This is a genomic window from Cohaesibacter marisflavi (assembly GCF_900115225.1).
Lineage (GTDB): Bacteria > Pseudomonadota > Alphaproteobacteria > Rhizobiales > Cohaesibacteraceae > Cohaesibacter > Cohaesibacter marisflavi.
Map to the genome: position 1 here is coordinate 681,614 of NZ_FOVR01000002.1, position 17,540 is coordinate 699,153.

The 17,540-nt window shown below is 54.5% G+C and carries 17 protein-coding genes and 1 tRNA gene; 8 read left to right on the plus strand and 10 right to left on the minus strand.

Features of this window, described 5'->3' with window-relative positions; translation table 11 throughout:
- Positions 1-84 precede the first annotated feature (84 nt).
- From BM258_RS06440 to BM258_RS06450, 3 genes are all read right to left on the minus strand, one after another.
- Positions 85-579 carry a DUF2948 family protein gene (locus tag BM258_RS06440; protein ID WP_090070200.1) on the minus strand — a complete coding sequence of 165 codons (495 nt, stop codon included), beginning with the start codon at positions 577-579 and terminating at the stop codon, positions 85-87.
- A 217-nt stretch (positions 580-796) separates the two neighbouring features.
- Positions 797-2,086: a UDP-N-acetylglucosamine 1-carboxyvinyltransferase gene (gene murA, locus BM258_RS06445; RefSeq protein WP_090070203.1), complete on the minus strand. Its 1,290-nt coding sequence runs from the start codon at positions 2,084-2,086 to the stop codon at positions 797-799.
- A 200-nt stretch (positions 2,087-2,286) separates the two neighbouring features.
- Positions 2,287-2,475 carry a hypothetical protein gene (locus BM258_RS06450; protein WP_090070206.1) on the minus strand — a complete coding sequence of 63 codons (189 nt, stop codon included), beginning with the start codon at positions 2,473-2,475 and terminating at the stop codon, positions 2,287-2,289.
- 321 nt (positions 2,476-2,796) lie between these two features.
- Here BM258_RS06450 and BM258_RS06455 point away from each other — a divergent pair.
- From BM258_RS06455 to BM258_RS24920, 4 genes are all read left to right on the plus strand, one after another.
- Positions 2,797-2,871, plus strand: a tRNA-Thr gene (locus tag BM258_RS06455).
- A 390-nt stretch (positions 2,872-3,261) separates the two neighbouring features.
- Positions 3,262-4,710, plus strand: a complete 1,449-nt coding sequence (locus BM258_RS06460; protein ID WP_090070208.1) for a class I adenylate-forming enzyme family protein — start codon at positions 3,262-3,264, stop codon at positions 4,708-4,710.
- The gene (locus BM258_RS06465) at positions 4,707-6,956 is read left to right on the plus strand and encodes a lysophospholipid acyltransferase family protein (protein ID WP_090070211.1); all 2,250 of its coding nucleotides are present in this window, start codon (positions 4,707-4,709) and stop codon (positions 6,954-6,956) included. The genes BM258_RS06460 and BM258_RS06465 overlap by 4 nt, the downstream gene beginning before the upstream one ends.
- 334 nt (positions 6,957-7,290) lie before the next feature.
- Positions 7,291-7,425, plus strand: a complete 135-nt coding sequence (locus BM258_RS24920; RefSeq protein ID WP_280141751.1) for a hypothetical protein — start codon at positions 7,291-7,293, stop codon at positions 7,423-7,425.
- 174 nt (positions 7,426-7,599) lie between these two features.
- Here the strand turns inward: BM258_RS24920 and BM258_RS06470 are convergent, their stop codons facing one another.
- From BM258_RS06470 to BM258_RS06495, 6 genes are all read right to left on the minus strand, one after another.
- Positions 7,600-8,355 (minus strand): amino acid ABC transporter ATP-binding protein, encoded by a 756-nt coding sequence (locus BM258_RS06470; protein ID WP_090070216.1) that lies wholly within the window; start codon positions 8,353-8,355, stop codon positions 7,600-7,602.
- A 123-nt stretch (positions 8,356-8,478) separates the two neighbouring features.
- Positions 8,479-9,273 (minus strand): transporter substrate-binding domain-containing protein, encoded by a 795-nt coding sequence (locus BM258_RS06475; protein ID WP_090070219.1) that lies wholly within the window; start codon positions 9,271-9,273, stop codon positions 8,479-8,481.
- A 22-nt stretch (positions 9,274-9,295) separates the two neighbouring features.
- Positions 9,296-9,946 (minus strand): amino acid ABC transporter permease, encoded by a 651-nt coding sequence (locus BM258_RS06480; RefSeq protein ID WP_244544610.1) that lies wholly within the window; start codon positions 9,944-9,946, stop codon positions 9,296-9,298.
- A gap of 10 nt (positions 9,947-9,956) precedes the next feature.
- Complete coding sequence (locus BM258_RS06485; protein ID WP_090070221.1) at positions 9,957-10,628, minus strand: amino acid ABC transporter permease; 672 nt, start codon at positions 10,626-10,628, stop codon at positions 9,957-9,959.
- A gap of 21 nt (positions 10,629-10,649) precedes the next feature.
- A complete protein-coding gene (locus tag BM258_RS06490) occupies positions 10,650-11,690 on the minus strand; it encodes a tagatose 1,6-diphosphate aldolase (RefSeq protein WP_175527950.1) in 1,041 nt (346 codons plus the stop codon).
- On the minus strand, positions 11,687-12,637 hold the full coding sequence (locus BM258_RS06495; protein WP_090070225.1) for a PfkB family carbohydrate kinase: 951 nt from the start codon (positions 12,635-12,637) through the stop codon (positions 11,687-11,689). Before BM258_RS06495 ends, BM258_RS06490 begins: the two co-directional genes overlap by 4 nt.
- A 609-nt stretch (positions 12,638-13,246) precedes the next feature.
- Between BM258_RS06495 and BM258_RS06500 the strand changes: the two genes are divergently transcribed.
- The gene (locus BM258_RS06500; protein WP_090070227.1) at positions 13,247-13,990 is read left to right on the plus strand and encodes a FadR/GntR family transcriptional regulator; all 744 of its coding nucleotides are present in this window, start codon (positions 13,247-13,249) and stop codon (positions 13,988-13,990) included.
- A gap of 37 nt (positions 13,991-14,027) precedes the next feature.
- Here BM258_RS06500 and BM258_RS06505 read toward each other — a convergent pair whose 3' ends face one another.
- Complete coding sequence (locus BM258_RS06505; protein ID WP_090070229.1) at positions 14,028-14,921, minus strand: helix-turn-helix domain-containing protein; 894 nt, start codon at positions 14,919-14,921, stop codon at positions 14,028-14,030.
- Between the two features lie 322 nt (positions 14,922-15,243).
- Here BM258_RS06505 and BM258_RS06510 point away from each other — a divergent pair, with 322 nt between their 5' ends.
- From BM258_RS06510 to BM258_RS06520, 3 genes are read left to right on the plus strand one after another with little or no spacing between them, the layout of a single operon-like run.
- A complete protein-coding gene (locus BM258_RS06510) occupies positions 15,244-15,990 on the plus strand; it encodes an ABC transporter ATP-binding protein (protein WP_244544611.1) in 747 nt (248 codons plus the stop codon).
- Positions 15,987-16,754, plus strand: a complete 768-nt coding sequence (locus BM258_RS06515) for an ABC transporter permease (RefSeq protein WP_244544612.1) — start codon at positions 15,987-15,989, stop codon at positions 16,752-16,754. The genes BM258_RS06510 and BM258_RS06515 overlap by 4 nt, the downstream gene beginning before the upstream one ends.
- On the plus strand, positions 16,744-17,538 hold the full coding sequence (locus tag BM258_RS06520; RefSeq protein ID WP_090070234.1) for a nucleoside phosphorylase: 795 nt from the start codon (positions 16,744-16,746) through the stop codon (positions 17,536-17,538). The genes BM258_RS06515 and BM258_RS06520 overlap by 11 nt, the downstream gene beginning before the upstream one ends.
- Positions 17,539-17,540 lie beyond the last annotated feature (2 nt).

Sequence of the window (17,540 nt, forward strand, 5' to 3'; positions counted from 1 at the left end):
AAGTGGTGATTTCATCGAAGGCTTTCGAGCCACTTTAAACGGCTCTCAAGGCACCCGCTTTAAGGAGATGCTGTAACCGCTCGCCTAATTTCCCTGCGAGGCTGCCTGCTGTTCGAAAGTTTCTGCAGCTTCATGCTCGGGCAGATTCTCGGTTTCCCAAGCTGCGCCTGTGTCTGCCAACTGGGCTTCAATGCATTCCACGCTGAGGCGTATTTCTGCATCGCCTGCAAAGATCAGGGAAATGAAGCCGTCCGGACCTTCACCATTGGGCTCGAAGGTTAGCGCAAGCAGATTGAGGATGGCATCTTTGGCCGCCACGCGAATATTGCGGCTTTGTACACCGGTCACCCGGTCGAAATGCAAAACGGCCTGATGGCGCTCATAGGATGGTTTGGAACCGAACACGCGGCGCTGTTGTCGGATTGCCTCTTCCCAAGCAAAGCGGTGCATGGCGACCACGAGTCGGCCCTCATCCTTGAGCCAATTGATGTCACCAACCTTGACCACAGCATCCTGCGTCTGGCTGGAAAGCACATTCAGGTCGTCTGAATCCAGAGCGGCGAGTTTCAGCATGGTCATGGCACTCTCCTTACAACATAGTTCTCAAAGCAGTTTTGCTTCTCTTCTTGATCGCGTGAGCGCCAAGGCCCGACGCGTGTGACAGTGCCCAAGTCGCATTCGAGCCCTGTCGGGGATAGGAGCGGACGGGTCAGTCATCCGCTCTGGGATTCACATAGGCAGGAAAGGTGCCAAATGCAAGAGAGGCGCACCCTTGTGCGCCCCTAAAGATATGACTTTATGCAGAAATACGCTCAATCGTGGCGCCGCAAGCGGCCAGTTTGTCTTCCAGCCGTTCAAACCCGCGATCAAGGTGATAAACGCGGTTCACCTTGGTTTCGCCCTCGGCGACCAGTCCGGCAATCACCAACGAGACCGACGCACGCAAATCGGTGGCCATGACCTGAGCGCCCTTCAGCGTATCCACGCCCGTGACATAGGCTTTCTGGCCGTCTAGGGAGATTTTGGCACCCAGACGCGCCAGTTCCTGCACATGCATGAAGCGATTCTCGAAAATGGTTTCCGTGATGGTCGAGGTGCCCTCGGCCATGGTCATCAGCGCCATGAACTGGGCCTGCAGATCAGTCGGGAAGCCGGGGAACGGATCGGTTGCAACACTGACCGCCTTCAGGGCGGCGCTGTTGCGGGCAATCCGGATGCCCTTGTCGTTCACTTCCACTGTGGTGCCTGTCTGAGTCAAAACGTCAAGCGCAGACTGCAACAGGTCAGCACGGGCGCCTGTGAGCAAAACATCGCCGCCCGTCATCGCCACGGCCATGGCGTAGGTGCCGGTCTCGATGCGGTCTGGCAAAACGCTGTGGCGTGCTCCGTGCAGTTTCTCGACACCCTCGATGGTGATGGTGTCGGTGCCTGCGCCGGAAATCTTTGCACCCATGGCAATCAGGCATTCGGCCAGATCCACCACTTCGGGCTCCTTGGCGGCCTGTTTCAGGGTTGTGGTGCCCTTGGCAAGGGTCGCCGCCATCATCAGCGTATGGGTTGCACCAACGGAAATACGCGGGAAGGTGTATTCGCCGCCTGCCAGCCCGTCGGGCGCATCGGCAACCACATAGCCATTCTCGATTTCGATCTTGGCCCCAAGCGCGGCCAGTCCGTCGATAAAAAAGTCGACCGGACGGGTGCCGATGGCGCAGCCTCCCGGGAGAGAAACCGAGCAATGGCCCATGCGGGCCAGAAGCGGGCCGATGACCCAAAAGCTGGCACGCATCTTGGAAACCAGATCATAAGGGGCGCAGGTATCGATGATTTCCTCGGCCTGAAGATGAACGGTCTGGCCTGCCATGGTGTCCTGACCTGGGCGCTTGCCTTCGATCATGTAGCTGACGCCATGGTTGGAAAGAATCTGCTGGAGCTGCTGCACATCGCGAAGGCGCGGCAGGTTATCCAGAATCAACGCCTCATCGGTCAGAAGCGAGGCAATCATCAAGGGAAGAGCCGCATTCTTTGCTCCGGAAATGGGAATCTCCCCGTTTAATACTGCGCCGCCTACAATGCGAATTGCGTCCATTTCAAACTCTTTCTGTTGTCGGCCTGTTGGGCAATCCTGTTGTGCCTGCCTGACCGATAATTCTTGTAAAACCCGATAAGGGACTGATTCTGTTTTCCTGATCCTGCCTCATGAGCAAAAGGCTATCGTTGAACTGGCACGGTGATCCAAACTGGATATATTCGGATGGCCCGAACAGCCAAGCCGCAGCTCAAAGCCCTCTAGTCTTCGCTCCCCGCAGACGTTGGTGCCTGAGGCGCACTTTCCGTCCGTCTGGCGCGGGTCTGTGCCTTGCGGCGTTTCAGATTGTCACGCAGGGCTTGCGACAGGCGCGCCTTGCGTTCATCGCCCTTGCCCTTGGCGGGGCCGGAGGACTGTTTGCCAGAGGTGTTGATATCTTTAGAGGACATGGTTTCTGCTATGCGTGCGCAATGAAAGGATCATTGAATTTGTCTGTTGGCAGGTTCTATACCAAAAGTGTGCGCCAAGAAAGCCCACAATGAGGCCATTTAAGGGCTGAAATGCGCTTTTTATGAAGCCATGGTCTATTGCCACATGGCAAGGCACTCACACACTATGGAAGATGTTTTTTGCGGGTAGGATTTTCACAGGTGTCATCAAATTCACAAAATTGTTGCCTTTTTTCAAAATCGCGCTTGCATATTCGAAATCTGTATGCAAAAAACCGCCCCGCATCAGGTGGTCAACATCTGGTCAAAACACCTAGGAACGCTGCAGTAGCTCAGTGGTAGAGCACTCCCTTGGTAAGGGAGAGGTCGAGAGTTCAATTCTCTCTTGCAGCACCATCTCCCTTTTATAATTTGTCTTGAATTCGCCCTCGCGTTGACGCTGGCTCGAAGGGGGTGTTGACCCTGTCTCACTCTTGTGGCCTTCAGTAAGAACCCCTTATTACGCACATGCAGCGATATATGCCGGGTATAATGTTTCTCTGTGTTGATGATATCTTGCTGTTTTTAGCGCATTTGGCGGGGCTCACTCAAATGTGTTGACCCGGCAGTGAGAAGCCGTTGCTCTGTCACTTGAAAATTGTAAAATGCACCGTTCGAATATCGCCTTGGTGATTTGATAAACGCTATTGCTCCTCGGTCAAATTTTGCAATAGATTTTTGAAAAACAGAGTCTTTTTATTCAAGGATCAATCGATCCAGAGTTTCATCTATAAGAGTGCCGTCTATATGTCAGTTCAAGATCTTTCTGCATGCCCCCCGCAAATTCGTTGTCCATCTGTCATCGAGGGGGAGACGAGAGTTTCATCTTCAGACCTGTCATGGCGCGCCGCCGCTATACGCAATGCCATTCTTGCCCGGGGCTATCAATCCGGCGCCCGCATCGTGCTGCTGGCCAGCAACTGTGCCAATGCTGTCGCTGCGCTTTTGGGGGGACTGGAAACCGGCCTGATTATCGTGCCGGTCAACACAGCGCTGCCTGACCCGGAAAAGAAGCGCATCTTTGAGGACGCGCTGCCTGTTGCGATTCTGACAGATAAGCAGAATGTTCGCGAAACCGGTGGCGTTGATGCAACGGTCGATATTTTAAGCTTGGATGATCTTCTCAAGGAAGACGCTCCAGAAGCATTTGCTGAGATCAAGCCTGAGGTCCCGGCGTTGGTTCTTTACACCTCTGGTTCAACGGGCAATCCCAAGGGTGTCGTTTTCCCTCGATCTTATCTCGATGGCAACGGCAAACAGTTTGGCGAAGAGTTGTTTGGTCTGAATGAAACGGATGTCATTCTGCTGCCCATGGAAGTATCGAGCATCATTTCCATCACGCTGGTGACCGCAACGCGCCATGTCGGGGCAACGCTGGTCATCACACGCTCCCATCGTCCTGACGCGATCATAGAGACTTTGCAACGCGCTAAGGTTACCATGATGATGACGGTGACGACCGTTGCCGAATTCGTCCTGAAAATGACCGAAGGCATGGACGATCCGTTTCCTGATCTGAGGATCATGACCATCGGGGGCAACTATGTTTCGGCTGCTCTGTCAGACCGTCTGGCCGAGGCATTCGGTGTGCGTATCGACGTTATTTATGCGTCCACTGAAGTGGCGCCCACAACCTATCTTATTGATCGCAAGAGTGCCCCGGATGGCGCAGCCGGACCTGCCGCTCCGGGCGTGGATATTGAGATTGTAGACCCGGATGGACAGCCCGTGCCCCAAGGCGAACCCGGAGAGCTGGTGGTTTCTGGCCCGAGAGTAGCCATCGGCTACTGGACCGGCGAGAATGACGATTCCATGCATTTCAACGGGCGCTTTGCCACGGGAGATCTGGGCTATCGCGATGAAGCCGGAAACTATTTCATTATCGGTCGCTCCAAGGAAGTCATAAAGACGGGCGGGCTGTCTGTTTATCCGCCAGAGGTCGAGAAGGTTTTGTCGCAACATCCCGGTATTCACTGTGTTGCCGTGCTTGGGAAGCCAAACGCCACTCTGGGGGAAGTGGTTGTTGCCTTCGTTGTGCCCAAAAAGGGACATACACTGACCTCGGTTGAACTCATTGCATGGAGCAAGAAAAATCTCGCTTCGGGCAAATGCCCGCGGGGTATCAAATTTGTTGAAACCCTGCCGCAGACCACCACAGGCAAGGTGGCGAAAAACGAATTGAGGAAGCAATTGTGACTGTAACCTCTGGCGAAGGGGCCAAGAGCATCAAGGCCATGCGCGAAGCCCTTGGCTCCGCCGCAAGGGCAGGTGACTTCGAAACCATATTCCAAATGCTTGATGCTCAGGGTGATTGTCTGCCCTTGCGCCTGCAAGTCTATTTCGGGGCTCTGGCGCTCGTGCGCACCGGTCGTCCGGCCGAGGCGTTGGAGGTGTTGAAAAAAGGACCCAGAAACAGGCTGTTTCTGCTTTTGCGGTTTGATGCTCTCATTGATGCGGGGGAGATCAGAATGGCCAATCAGCTCCTCCCCACTCTGGGCTTGGCATCGCAAAAGCATAGAGTTTGTCTAGGTCGATTAACGAATGCTGCGTTCGCGGCAGGAAATTATCGGGCAGCAGCGAATTGGGGTTTCAAACTGCGACAGGCCTCGCCCCGGCCAATGCCCCGGTTCAATGCCGATTTATCCAGTTTGATCCTGCTAGGCGATGTGGAGGCCGTGCGTGAGCGATTGCCTCTGTGCGGCTCAAATCAGGCCGCAATATTGGGGCATGCGCTGCGAGAGGCTGCAGTGGTACTTGATCGTCGGGCAGTCGAGGGCAAAAAAGTCCAGTACGCCCTTCTTCGGCCTTTTCTGGATCTCATGCCGGATCCTCAGTCTCTCAAGATTATGCAGAATGCGGCGCGGCAGGGCACGCCCGTATCCCGCAGGCTTCTTTCGATGATCAGGCGCATGCCTGCCAAACAGGCGCGAAAGCCAGGCAGGGTAAAAGCGGTTCGCGAGCAATTGGAGAAGGCGACAAAAGCGCAGGATTATGAGGCCGTATTTGCCATCCTCGACAAGGAAGGAGCGCAAGTCCCGGTCCCTATTCAGACTTACTTCAGAGCACATGCTCTTTTGAGAACCGATCGCCCTGATGAGGCATTGCAGCTGCTGGAGAAGGCCCCCGAAACGGGGCGCTTGCAAAGGCTGCGCCTTGGAGCGTTGATTGGCGTAGGTCGACTGGCCGAGGCGGGCCAGCTTTTTTCTGTCTTGCGGGACTCTTTGAAGCCTCAGCATTTGCCAGACTTCTTCAGGCGTCTGTCGCTTGCGGCCTTCGTCGCTGGTGACTATCACGCAGCAGCGCAATGGGGGCTGGAACTGAGAAACTCCTCACTTCAGCCGATACGCTATTTCAGAACAGATCTGTCAGCGCTGATCCTGCTCAACGATGTAGGGGCTGTACGTGAGCGGCTTAAGCTTTGCAAGCCGGTACCTGTGCGCATTCTGGGTGTTGCGCTTAGAGAAGCAGCACTTGTGCTTGATCACAGGGCGGAGCAAGGGGAAGCGGTCGACTATTCCTTTTTGGAAGTCTACTTTGCGCTCGCGTCCAATTTTTCCGAGCTTTGGGAAATAAAGCAGAGTATCGTCACAGGATTACCGCAATCGCCAAAACTGAGCGCCATGATTTGGGACAGGCTGTGTAGTCAGCTCTCTCCAGACGAAATTGACCCAAATGCCTTTCAATCTGGAGAAGGGCCCTCTCGCCCCATCGGCCCAAGTATTTCTCTGGTGGCTGACTGGCTGGGTGTGCCAGATGATGAACGTCCGGACTGGCTTGCGCGTGTCGCATCCGCACAGGAGGCTAACAACAAGCTTGCCACTGCCATCTTGGGCGTGCCTGCCTATCGGGAAAAACTGGCCCGCAGCTTGCCGTCAGTGGACTGGAGCGCAGTGAAACAAAGCCTGTCTGATGGACATCCTGTAATCCTGGCCTCAAGCCATGCAAGCTTCAGATTTGCGATGCCGTTGGAATTTCACCGCAGTGGTATTGATGTGCGCATCATCTCCTCCAAGCATGCTTTCGCAACCGTGCCGGAATATGTTGACATGCATTATGCATCGCTGGATGCGCGTCCGGTCAACCTTATGGCGCGCAGGCTGATAGAAGTCCTCAAAGGGGGCGGGTGCACATTCGTCACCGCAGATGGTCAGTCCGGTGCACAAACAAAATCCTTCCCGGAATTCGGGGTTGACGCCAGATTGCCTGCGGGGGCTTTTGCCCTTGCCCTGCGTTATGATGCGCATGTCTACTGGATGGATACCAGTTGGCAGGATGGTCAGCTGTCCACCAGTCTGGAACGCCTGATGCTTCCTGATGGCATCACTGACAAAAATGCTCTGAGTGATGCCTGGCAGCGAGAGACATTAAAGCGCGTGCGGGATGCATGGGCCCGCGATGTGCGCAATATCCATATGAACCGCGCCATTGTTCGGGTCTACTGAAGCGTTAGTCACTAAGATCAGCAGGAGTATGGAAGCCTCGCAATTCTCACTGCGGGGCTTTTTTGTTTTTACCCAATGCCTCACGTCGGCGTGTTGAAGGTTTTTTAGCTCCGTTTTGACATTGGAAAACAAAGATGTGAGTGCTGTTAATCTGCAGAATCCTGCACTTTTCTGATGCTATATTGCGTGAATTAGATAGCTAAAAATTTTGATATGCATTTAACGCATATCAAGCTTGAGCAATTGGATCTTTTCTAATCGTGTGAAAAGGATCATATTCATTCCCGTAAGAACAAGAAGAAATACACCGAACAGAAACAAAAAGGAAATTATCATGAACTTCTTTAACCGTGCATTTGAAAAAGTTGTCGCAGCTCGTGAAGAACAGGCTCAGCGTTTTGTTGACGAATTCATGTCTGACCGTGGTCTTGACGTAATGATCGACATGTCGAACGATCTTCGCGGCTAATAGCTGCGAAGCTTCTCTTCTGATTATCTTGGTTTTACTTGATGGCAGAAAGAGAAGACCCGACGGGCGGAGCAAAACCGTCACAAATATAGCTCCACCAAAAACAAGCGGGTCTCAAGCCCGCTTTTTTCGTTTTGTGCTTATGCTTGCCGCTTTTGATCGGTGCCTGATGCGCTAGTGCAGAATTTGAGCCAGAAACTCCTTGGCCCGCTCATGCTGCGGATTGGTGAAGAAGTCGTCCGGCTTCGCGATTTCCAAAATGCTTCCTTGATCCATGAACACCACTTTGTTTGCCACCTTGCGAGCGAAGTTCATTTCGTGGGTCACGCAGATCATGGTGCTGCCCTCGCGAGCGAGCTCAACCATCGTCTCCAGAACCTCGCGCACCATTTCAGGGTCCAGCGCCGAGGTCGGCTCATCGAACAGCATCACTTCAGGGCTCATGCACAGAGCTCTGGCAATGGCCACGCGCTGCTGTTGCCCACCGGAGAGCTGAGCTGGATATTTGCCTGCCTGCTCGGGAATATGAACGCGGGCAAGAAAACGCTCTGCGACCTTTCTGGCATCTTCCTTCGATGTCTTCTTGACGCGCATCTGCGCAATCATGCAATTCTCAAGCACCGTCATATGCGGGAATAGATTGAAGCTCTGGAAGACCATGCCGGTTTTCCGGCGCACCATGTCAATTTCCCGCCGCTTGCCGGTCAATTGAACGCCCGCCACTTCCAGCTCACCTTTCTGGTGATTTTCAAGGGCATTGAGACAGCGGATCAGTGTCGATTTGCCCGATCCGGACGGCCCGCAAAGCACCACCGTTTCCCCTCTTGCGACGGTCAGGTCGATATCTTTTAGCGCATGGAAGACACCAAAAAACTTGTTCATCTTGTTGGCGCGGATGATCGGGGTTGCTTCTTGTTGTGAGCTCGTCATTGTTTCCACCTTCGAGAAAAGGTCTTTAACACAGGAATGGTCTTGTTTTATCTGGGGACGTCTGGCGATCCCGAAGGCCCTGACGATGCGGGGCCTTCGGCAGGTCTGCTGCTTAAAAGAGCCTCAGAAGCGTGGCAATTCTTCGTTTACAACGCCGAGCCATTCTTTCTGGGCAGCCTGCAATTCACCCGAGTTCCACAGCATCAAGAGGTCGGTGTTGAGCCATTGGCGCAGATTGAACTCGCCATGACGTACCCCGATTGCCATTGGTGACTGGCGAACGGCAAATTTGCGGTCGAATTTATCGGTATGCTTGCTGATGGCGATGGCGGCTGCAACGCCCGAAACAATGGCGTCTACCTTGCCGGTGAAGAGTGCCTGGTTGGTGGCGGCATCATCTTCAAAGCGCTGGATGATCGTGCCTTCTACAGCCCGTTCGGTGATCAGGGTATCATTCGTCGTCGAGCGGGTAACGCCAACGCGTTTGCCTACGAGATCTTTGAGGCTTTCCATGTCAGACTGGGCCGGAGCCAGAATCATCTGTTCGTCAACATAGATTGAATTGGTATACATGACGGTCTTGGCGCGTTCGGCAGTTACCCCGAAGGACGAAATCAGAATGTCGACCTTGCCGCTTGTCAGGTTCGGAATGCGGGCCTGCGATACCTGATCAACGATTTCCAGCTCCACCCCCATGTCGCGTGAAATCAGTTTGGCCATGGCAACGTCAAAACCGGCTGGCTTCATGTTTGCGTCGGTCATGCCATAGGGTGGCGTAGAGAGCGAAATGCCGACAATCAGCTTGCCGCGCTGAATGATTTTCTGCAGGGATTCGTCGGTTGTCTGAGCCAACCCGGCGGTGCAAAGCAGCGCGGTGGCGACCACACTTGCCATTGCGGTTTTCAGTAATTTGATCATCTTTAAACTCCTCCTACGATAATCAAGATTTATGAAGTCTTTTTTCTAGCCTGCGACTGACGATCGTCAGCGGAAAACACACGAGAAAATAGAATAGGGCCGCCAGAAGATAGACCTGCAGCGGCTTGAAGGTCGCGTTGCTGACAATCTGGGACGTGCGCGTCAGTTCGGTGATGCTCACAACAGAAGCGAGCGATGTATTCTTGATGAGCATCACGAAAAAGCCGACCGTTGGCGGGGTCGCAATCTTCACCGCCTGCGGAATGATGATGAAGCGCATGGAATCAACGCGGCTGAGCCCCAGTGCGTGCGATCCTTCGCTTTGCCCCATGGGCACGGAATTGATGGAGCCTCGCCAGATTTCGCCCAGAAAGGCAGCGGCATAAAAGGAAAAGGCTATTGAAATGGCCACCAGCGGCGGCACGTCAACGCCGACATAGTTGGCGCCGAAATAGGCGATGAACAATGTGACCAGCAGGGGCGTGCCCTGCACCACGAAGATGTAGAGCTTGGCGATGCGGCGTGCCAGCTTGTTGCGCGAAACTGCCATCAGCGCCAGAACAGATCCGGCGATGGAGCCGCCCGTAAGGGCGATCAGGGCAAGGCCAATCGTCCAGAGAAGGCCATTGAGCATGTAATAGACATGCGCCATGGTAAAGTCTTGAAACATCATGACTGTGCCTTCATCCTCTTAGAAACTTGAAGGGAAAGACCTTGCGTTCCAGCAGGGTCAGTCCGCCCTTGAGCAAGGCCACAAGCCCTACATACATGGCTGCAATCACCAGATAGACCTCCATGTTACGCAAGGTCATGCCCTGAATGTCGTTACCGATGCCCGTCAATTCGGGAACGGAAATGGCAGAGACAACACTGGAAGACAGCAAAAGCAGAATGAACTGGGACACCATCGAGGGGAACACCGCAGCAAGCGCAGGCTTGATGATGATGTAGCGGAAGATATCAAGAGGCGACATCCCCAGAGACCGACCCGCTTCCACCTGACCTCTGTCGATAGACTGGATACCCGCACGGATAATCTCGGACGTGTAGGCCCCGCCGTAGAAGGTCATGGCCAACACCGCCGAAGGCAGGGGCTCCAGACTTAACCCGATGGCGGGTAAGCCGAAATAGATAACGAAAAGCTGGACGATGAACGGCGTATTCCGAATGGCCTCGATATAGGCCACCGCGATGAAACGCACCACGCGAAAGGAACTAAGTTGCATGACAGCGACCAGCGTGGCCACGACCAGTGCAAAGAGCATTGCGACGAGCGAGATCTGCATTGTCAGGATTGCGCCCGATATGAGCAGATCCATGCGAGAGAAGACGCCGCCAAAGTCCAGATAATTCATTCTATTCACTCCAAATCCATCTTAGAAACCGGCAGCCAGCTTCTTGGAGTAGTCAGGCGCAAAGCTTTCCCCTGTCGGGGCCATTTCCACTGAGCCATGCCATGGTGCGGCCTCTGTCCATGGGGTTGCCATGTCATCGGTCATGGCGTTGAGCTGATCCATCAGGGCAGGGGCGGTTTCTGACAATTCCTTTTCCATCGTGGCGATGTCGGGGAAATTGGAGAAAGGCTGAAGCCAGATGGCCCGTCCTGCGAGGTAGCCGCTGGCGCCGGCCCTGTAGGCATAGGTCAGCAGGCGGACAAAGTCTTCAGGCGTCGAGCCTGCGCTGAGCAGTACCCATGGGCGACCGAGATCTTTGGCCATATCATCGAAACGGGCCTGAATGGTCGCCGCTTGCGGACCGTCCGGGTCTGGCACATTGGTGGTTTCGGTCGGCGGTTCAAGCTTGAACACATCCACACCATCAGGGTCCATAATGTCCTTGTCTGCCAGTGAGCCCCTGACCAACTCCAGACGACGGGCCAGAAATTCTTCCTGTGTTTCGGATGGGAAGGGATAGACCAGATATTCCAGAATGAAGGGGATGTCATTTTCACGGCAGGCTTTTTTTATGCCGTTGAGATAATTGAGCTGGTGCAGCTTGACCCCCTCATCGGCATCGGGGCGATACCACAGATTGACCTTGACGCCATCGCCGCCAATGGTGCGGATAACATCTGGTCCCCAGCCGGGAACGCTGGATGACTTGCGGCCGGTTTCGGTGGTTTCCCATGTTGCCCATTCGGTGCCGATCAAAAGGCCCCGGTGAGCTGGTATCTGGGCAATCGTCGGGGCGTAACCCAGTGGAGGATCTACCAGCACCGCCGAAGCCTTGGGGGCCAGATAGCGGCCAAGCATCGACTTGACAGCAGCGACATCCTTAAACGGCGCCTTGTCTGTCTTCCTGATTTCCTTGATCGGATTGACGATCGGACCGGTCTGGTCCATGGCCAGCATCTTGAAGCGGCCATTATCGTCGGCCAGACGGCGCATCCTCCAATATTTACCAGGGGTAATGTTCATGCGTTTCCTCCATTTATCAAAGTCTCGACCTGCTGTCGGTCGGGAATGCTCTCCCAGCCGCTGCCACAAGCGCATTTGAGCGCTGCAGCGGCGCTTGCAAAGCGCGCGGCCTCCTCAATTGTCATTTTCTCGGAAAGTCCGAGGGTGAAAGCGCCATGGAAAATGTCGCCAGCCCCGTTGGTGTCTATCGGGTCCACCTTAAAGGCGGGCACATGGTGGATCTGCCCATCGGCACACCAGAAGAAGCCCCGCTCCCCATCGGTTACAGAAACGACGCCTCGGCACATGCCGTCCGCCTTCCTCAGGGCGTCGGACAGGTCGCTATGGTCGGTCAGGCGTCTGAGACACGCGGCGGAAAAGACAAGATGTTCGGGCAATGCCAGCAAATTATGCACGGCATTCATGTCGCCCACATCGGCGTCCAGCACAGATACGATTCCTTTCCGGTTGGCCGCTTCAAAAAGGGCCACCGCCCCTTGCCACCAGCTATAGTCGGCCAGGACGCCGGACAATCCGGAGACATCCTCAAGCGGCAGCCAGTCTGCCTCATCACCCAGATTGCGGCCAATGAAACCAAGGGCGGTGCGTTCGCCTCCCTGATCGACCAATATGGTGCCCATCGGGCTGCGTCCGCCTTTGACACGAGCCACACCATGGGTCTTGACGCCGCACTGGGATAAGCGTTCGACGATCCGGTCGCCGACTTCATCCACGCCCAGCCGTCCCCAATAGGATACTTCCGCGCCCAGCTTGGAAGCTGCACAAGCGGCTGTCGCTGCGATGCCGCCACCTGTCATCTTTACATCCATGACGCGCATCTTGGTTGGCTTGTCAGGGATTTCCGGCAAATAGAGGATCGTATCCAGAAATGCATTGCCGAGCGTCACAATGCGTGTCGACCCAGTCTTTTCAAATTCCTTCAAAGGCGCAGATTCGTGAGCTTCCATTGGTCTTCCCTTATTGAAAAGCTATGGATCCACCACAGGTTCGCGTGCAGTGGATGGCAACGCTTAACGGTGCAGGAAGCGTAGATTTGGCTTTGCTTGTTGTCAATAAAATTTACAGGTAACTTGTAATTATATTTTACATGAAAGGAGTCTTGCGATTTTTTGGACAGTTTGGTGCGATAGAAGTCAAAGACAACTGACGGTAACTGCAAAGGATTTGGCGATGGCACCAATATCAGCGCAAGAAAAGCAGGCCTGTGGATGAATGCTCCGCCGCTGATGAAACCAAAAAGAGGCGCAAAATTCTGCTCTTCATTGGTATTAAGTAGATTGCTATAAGCGCTCTTGGAAAGTGACTAACAAGCCGCTTCCGACCCGTCAGCGTGGGGAAAGCGGGCGGAGACGCCGCCCGCAACGCTGCTGGATTGAAGAGCCCTAAGTCTGGCTGTAAGGGAAGGTCGACTGCTAAAGAGGGAGGAAATAGACAGGTCTTGTAAAATAATTTATCAAGATGGAGCCTTCGCTCTGGCTTGTCTGGTTGTTTCCAATTACAAAGAGAGCCAGTTGTTATTGAGATATTGAACCGAGTAGAGCTGAAGAAGTTTGGATATGGCAAAAATACCGGTAATGCCTGCGCGCAAACAGAAACTGTCCGACACGATCTATGCTCATATTCTCTCGCAGATCACTGCCGGGGAATATTCGTCGGGAGACAAGTTGCCTTCCGAAGCGGAGCTCTCTTCGACCTTCCATGTCTCCCGCCCCATCGTGCGTGAGGCGCTTTCGCGGCTGGGCACCGACGGGCTCATCTATTCAAAGCGCGGCATTGGTTCTTTTGTGGCGACCAAGCCCTCCAAGCGGCTGACAGACTTTGCCAATGCGTTCGATCTGTCGCGCTTTATTCGGTCCTTTGAGCCGCGGATTGTTTTGGAAGTGGAGGCGGTGCGGCTGGCTGCGACCCGGCGCACACGGGCCGAAGTGGAGGAAATAGCAGAAAGCGTCGAGGCTCTTGATAAGGCAATTGCCAAGGGGGAGTTGGGTCAGAAGGAAGACATGGCCTTCCACGACGCCATTGCACGGGCTGCGCATAATGATTTCTTTGTCGATCTGCTCACAGATCTGCGCGCTCCAGTAATGGAAACCATGAATATCGGTCTGGAGCTGGCAAGAGAGGCTGCTCCGACCCGCCGCCTGCGTATTATCGAAGAGCATTCTCGCATTCGCGATGCCATCGATACCAAGGATGGAGACACGGCCGCGGGCTATATGAAATATCACCTGCTACAGGCCCGCGCCGCCATGCTGGATGCCCATCACCTCGAAAGCCGCCTAAGCAGCTTTGAGGAAGAGTGACAAAGGTCGGAATTCTGGAGAGGGGCCATTGGCTGCCTTAGCGCGTATGCTGCTTGATGATGTCTTTGACCCGTTGAATGGCATCTTCGCTTTTCTTGCTGTTGTGCCACAAGTCAGACGTTACCTTCTGATGCATTTCCACGGATTCATGAGCTGAAGTAATGGTACCGACGCCCACTCTGATATTGGCATAAAGGCCCAGACGGAACGGGCTCATGGCGACCACGGAGCTGGGACCATTCTTCAGAATCTGGAAACTGGCACCCGGCAGGGAATCTTCCACCAGTCCGATTTGCACGCCCATGGGCTGGTCAACCATCATGCGCAAGACATTCTCTGCTTCGATCATCGCCGCTTCTCTGCGCTGGGCCACCACATCGTCAGGTAGGCCATATTTGCCAACAAGGCCTGTAACCAGCATTTGCTCCAACTCCAGAGCGGAGACAAGGCTCACAATGCTGGGTCGGCGATAAAGATAGGCCTCTTTGCGCTGGTAGAGGATTTCCAGAATCTGGGCAATCTCGTCATCAAGGCTGTGTTGATTCGGAGCTGCCTCAGGGACGCTTTCATGCAGCAGCTGCTTGAGCAGCGAGTCGAAATTTTCTGTCGTGAGAAGAAAGGCGACGGGGCCGAACAGAGCGGTGATCTGATCCGCAACGGCTTCGATCTGCCGCATCCGCTCGAAAAACTCTTTGGCAGAGCCGATGAATTCCGAACCGACCCCGAAGAGGGAGGCAATCGATACGTCGAAAAAGTCTGCAATCTTGCCCAGCGCGTCAACCCGAATAGGGTTGCCCGCCTCATAGCGATAGATGGCGGCGCGAGACAAGCCTGTGGCGGATGCGACTTCTTCAGGTGACAACCCCTTGCCAACACGAACCAATCTCAGCCGATCACCAATATCAAGAGCCGTTTCGTACTGCTTTGCCATGCATCCGTCTTTCTAGCTTACTGATTGTTTTGCAATAGCCTTACCTGAAAGCCGGAGCAATTTGAAGAGACCTCAAATCAGGTTCTTGATGCCCTAAATCGTGCGGCTCAGGCAGAGCCGATTGGCACGGTAGCACGCAAGAGGTGGTTATGCAAAATATCGCACGTATCGCGAAGAAGGTGCGAATATTCTCAAATTTGAGAATATTCTTGACATGGAGAAAGGGGCGTGGAAAACATAGGGCAAGCGACGCCTTCATCTCTCACCAAGGCCTCCTTCCAGCTTGAAACCGTCGCACCAAAGAGAACGCGGGAGAACTGCATTGATTAAAATAGAACAGCTCAGCAAGATATATGGGCAAGGAGACGATCAGGTTGTGGCGCTGGAGCCCTTGGACCAGCAGATCAATGCAGGCGAATTCGTTTCCATCATTGGCCCGTCCGGCTGCGGAAAATCGACTCTCTTGCGCTTGATTGCCAGTCTGGAAGATCCAACTTCGGGCAGCGTGACGCTGGAAACAGCCAATCTGAAACGACCTGTCGGCTTTGTTTTTCAGGATGCGGTTTTGTTGCCCTGGAAGACTGTTGCTGAGAATATCCGTTTTCCGCTGGACACGACCGGTGTTTCGCGCAAGCAGGCCAACGAGAAGGTGGCCGAGCTTGTAGAGCTGGTTGGCCTCAAGGGCTTTGAAAAATCCTTGCCCAAACAACTGTCCGGCGGTATGCGCCAGCGCGCCGCCATTGCCCGCGCTCTGGCCGATGATCCTCCGATCCTGCTGATGGATGAGCCCTTCTCCGCAGTCGACCTGCTTACCCGTGAAACGCTCAATGATGAGCTGAGCCGAATCTGGCAGAAAACCGGCAAGACCATTCTTCTGGTCACCCACTCGGTTGAGGAAGCCGCTTATCTGGGCAGCCGCGTCATGGTCATGAGCCCCCGTCCAGGGCGCCTCAAGGCCACCTATGATGTAGATCTTGCCCAGCCGCGTGGCGAGCAGACAAAAAGAGATCCGAAGTTCCTTGATCTCGTCTCCGAATTGCGCACCTTGATGCGGGAGATGACGTCATGAAGGGGCGCATCAAACCCGTTCTGGAATATAGTGCGGCGCTTCTGGTTCTGCTTGCTGCATGGTGGTATGTCAGCGGCCCGATGGGCATGCCTGCCTATCTGCTGCCGTCTCCGGCTTCGGTTGCTGAATTGCTCTGGTCCATGCTGATGAACGGCAAGCTGCTGCCCCATCTTGCCTTCACGATGCAAAATATTGTCATTGGTCTGGTGGTTGGTTCCGTATTCGGCGTGTTGCTGGCCTATGCCTTTTTCAAGACGCCAGCCTTGAGCGATTATCTTGAGGGCCCGCTGGTGGTGATCCAGACCGCGCCCAAGATAGCGCTCGCCCCCCTGATTATAATCTGGTTCGGTCTGGGCCTTACCGCCAAGATCGTCCTCATCTTCAGTCTTGTTTTCTTCCCTGTCTTTGCTGGAGCCCTTGCGGGGTTCCGCTCGATAGACAGTCGCTTGCACGACCTAGCTCAGTTGATGAATCTGTCACGCTTTCAGCGCTTTTTGCGGATCGATTTGCCAGCCGCTCTGCCAGGCATTTTCGTTGGGGTCAAGATTGGCGCAATTCAGGCTCTCGTCGGGGCAATTCTGGCCGAATGGATGTCCGGCTCTGATGGTCTGGGTTATCTCATGACCTTCGCCACCGCCACCTACAAAACACCCTTGCTCTTTGGCGCCGTTCTGCTGACTGCGTTTTTGGGGCTCGCGATGCATGCGATTTTGAACGAGATCGAAGCGCGCTTTCTTTCCTGGAGCACACCGAATGAGCACTAGTTCAAAACCGACAGCTGAACATCCTTTTACCGATGGACGACCACCGCATCTGCCATGTGGTCCGGGGGATATCTGCGAAGATGTCCTGCTGCCGGGTGATCCGGATCGGGTCGCTCTTCTGGCTGCGCGTCTTGACGATGTGCGCGACTTTGGCCGGCGTCGTGAATTTGCGGTCATCTCGGGCACCTATAAGGGCCATCCGCTGACCATCTGCTCCACCGGCATCGGCGGCTCCTCAACGGAGATCGCCCTGATGGAATTGTCCCTGTTGGGCGCCAAGCGTGTGGTGCGTACGGGGGGGATGTCCTCGCTTGTTGCAGAAATTCCTACAGGTGCTTTTCTGTGCGTGGAAAAGGCGACAGGCTATTCCTCTCTCGCCAAGCTTTATTCCGGCGATGAGAATGCCACGGCATATGCTGATCGCGACTTGTACCAGGCTCTGCTGCGTACCAATCTTGGCGACGATACACGGATCGTCTCCGGCATGGTAGGCAGCACAGACAGCTACTATTACGGTCAGGACCGGACCCAAAAGCCATCAAGCGGCACGGCCCCTAAAATCAGCTATCTTAAAGACCTGCAAGAACGCGGCGCTGTTGGCGTGGATATGGAATGCCAGACCGTGCTGTCTGTTGCGCCGAGCCTGGGGTTGAAGGCTGCCTGCCTTCTGGGAGTCCATGGTAACCGGGCAACGAATGACTGGCTCGTCGACTATGAGCCTACACAACGCAAACTTCTCGATATTGCTGGTACCGCGTTGGCCAGATCTCAAGACAATCACTAAAC

Excerpts from the sequence above, each read along its gene's own strand:
- BM258_RS06485 (WP_090070221.1), bottom strand. The coding sequence starts at position 10,628 with ATGAATTATCTGGACTTTGGCGGCGTCTTCTCTCGCATGGATCTGCTC.
- BM258_RS06505 (WP_090070229.1), bottom strand. The coding sequence starts at position 14,921 with ATGGCAAAGCAGTACGAAACGGCTCTTGATATTGGTGATCGGCTGAGA.
- BM258_RS24920 (WP_280141751.1), top strand. The coding sequence starts at position 7,291 with ATGAACTTCTTTAACCGTGCATTTGAAAAAGTTGTCGCAGCTCGTGAA.
- BM258_RS06500 (WP_090070227.1), top strand. The coding sequence starts at position 13,247 with ATGGCAAAAATACCGGTAATGCCTGCGCGCAAACAGAAACTGTCCGAC.
- BM258_RS06475 (WP_090070219.1), bottom strand. The coding sequence starts at position 9,273 with ATGATCAAATTACTGAAAACCGCAATGGCAAGTGTGGTCGCCACCGCG.
- BM258_RS06515 (WP_244544612.1), top strand. The coding sequence starts at position 15,987 with ATGAAGGGGCGCATCAAACCCGTTCTGGAATATAGTGCGGCGCTTCTG.
- BM258_RS06460 (WP_090070208.1), top strand. The coding sequence starts at position 3,262 with ATGTCAGTTCAAGATCTTTCTGCATGCCCCCCGCAAATTCGTTGTCCA.
- BM258_RS06520 (WP_090070234.1), top strand. The coding sequence starts at position 16,744 with ATGAGCACTAGTTCAAAACCGACAGCTGAACATCCTTTTACCGATGGA.
- murA (WP_090070203.1), bottom strand. The coding sequence starts at position 2,086 with ATGGACGCAATTCGCATTGTAGGCGGCGCAGTATTAAACGGGGAGATT.
- BM258_RS06470 (WP_090070216.1), bottom strand. The coding sequence starts at position 8,355 with ATGACGAGCTCACAACAAGAAGCAACCCCGATCATCCGCGCCAACAAG.
- BM258_RS06450 (WP_090070206.1), bottom strand. The coding sequence starts at position 2,475 with ATGTCCTCTAAAGATATCAACACCTCTGGCAAACAGTCCTCCGGCCCC.
- BM258_RS06440 (WP_090070200.1), bottom strand. The coding sequence starts at position 579 with ATGACCATGCTGAAACTCGCCGCTCTGGATTCAGACGACCTGAATGTG.
- BM258_RS06480 (WP_244544610.1), bottom strand. The coding sequence starts at position 9,946 with ATGATGTTTCAAGACTTTACCATGGCGCATGTCTATTACATGCTCAAT.
- BM258_RS06495 (WP_090070225.1), bottom strand. The coding sequence starts at position 12,637 with ATGGAAGCTCACGAATCTGCGCCTTTGAAGGAATTTGAAAAGACTGGG.
- BM258_RS06490 (WP_175527950.1), bottom strand. The coding sequence starts at position 11,690 with ATGAACATTACCCCTGGTAAATATTGGAGGATGCGCCGTCTGGCCGAC.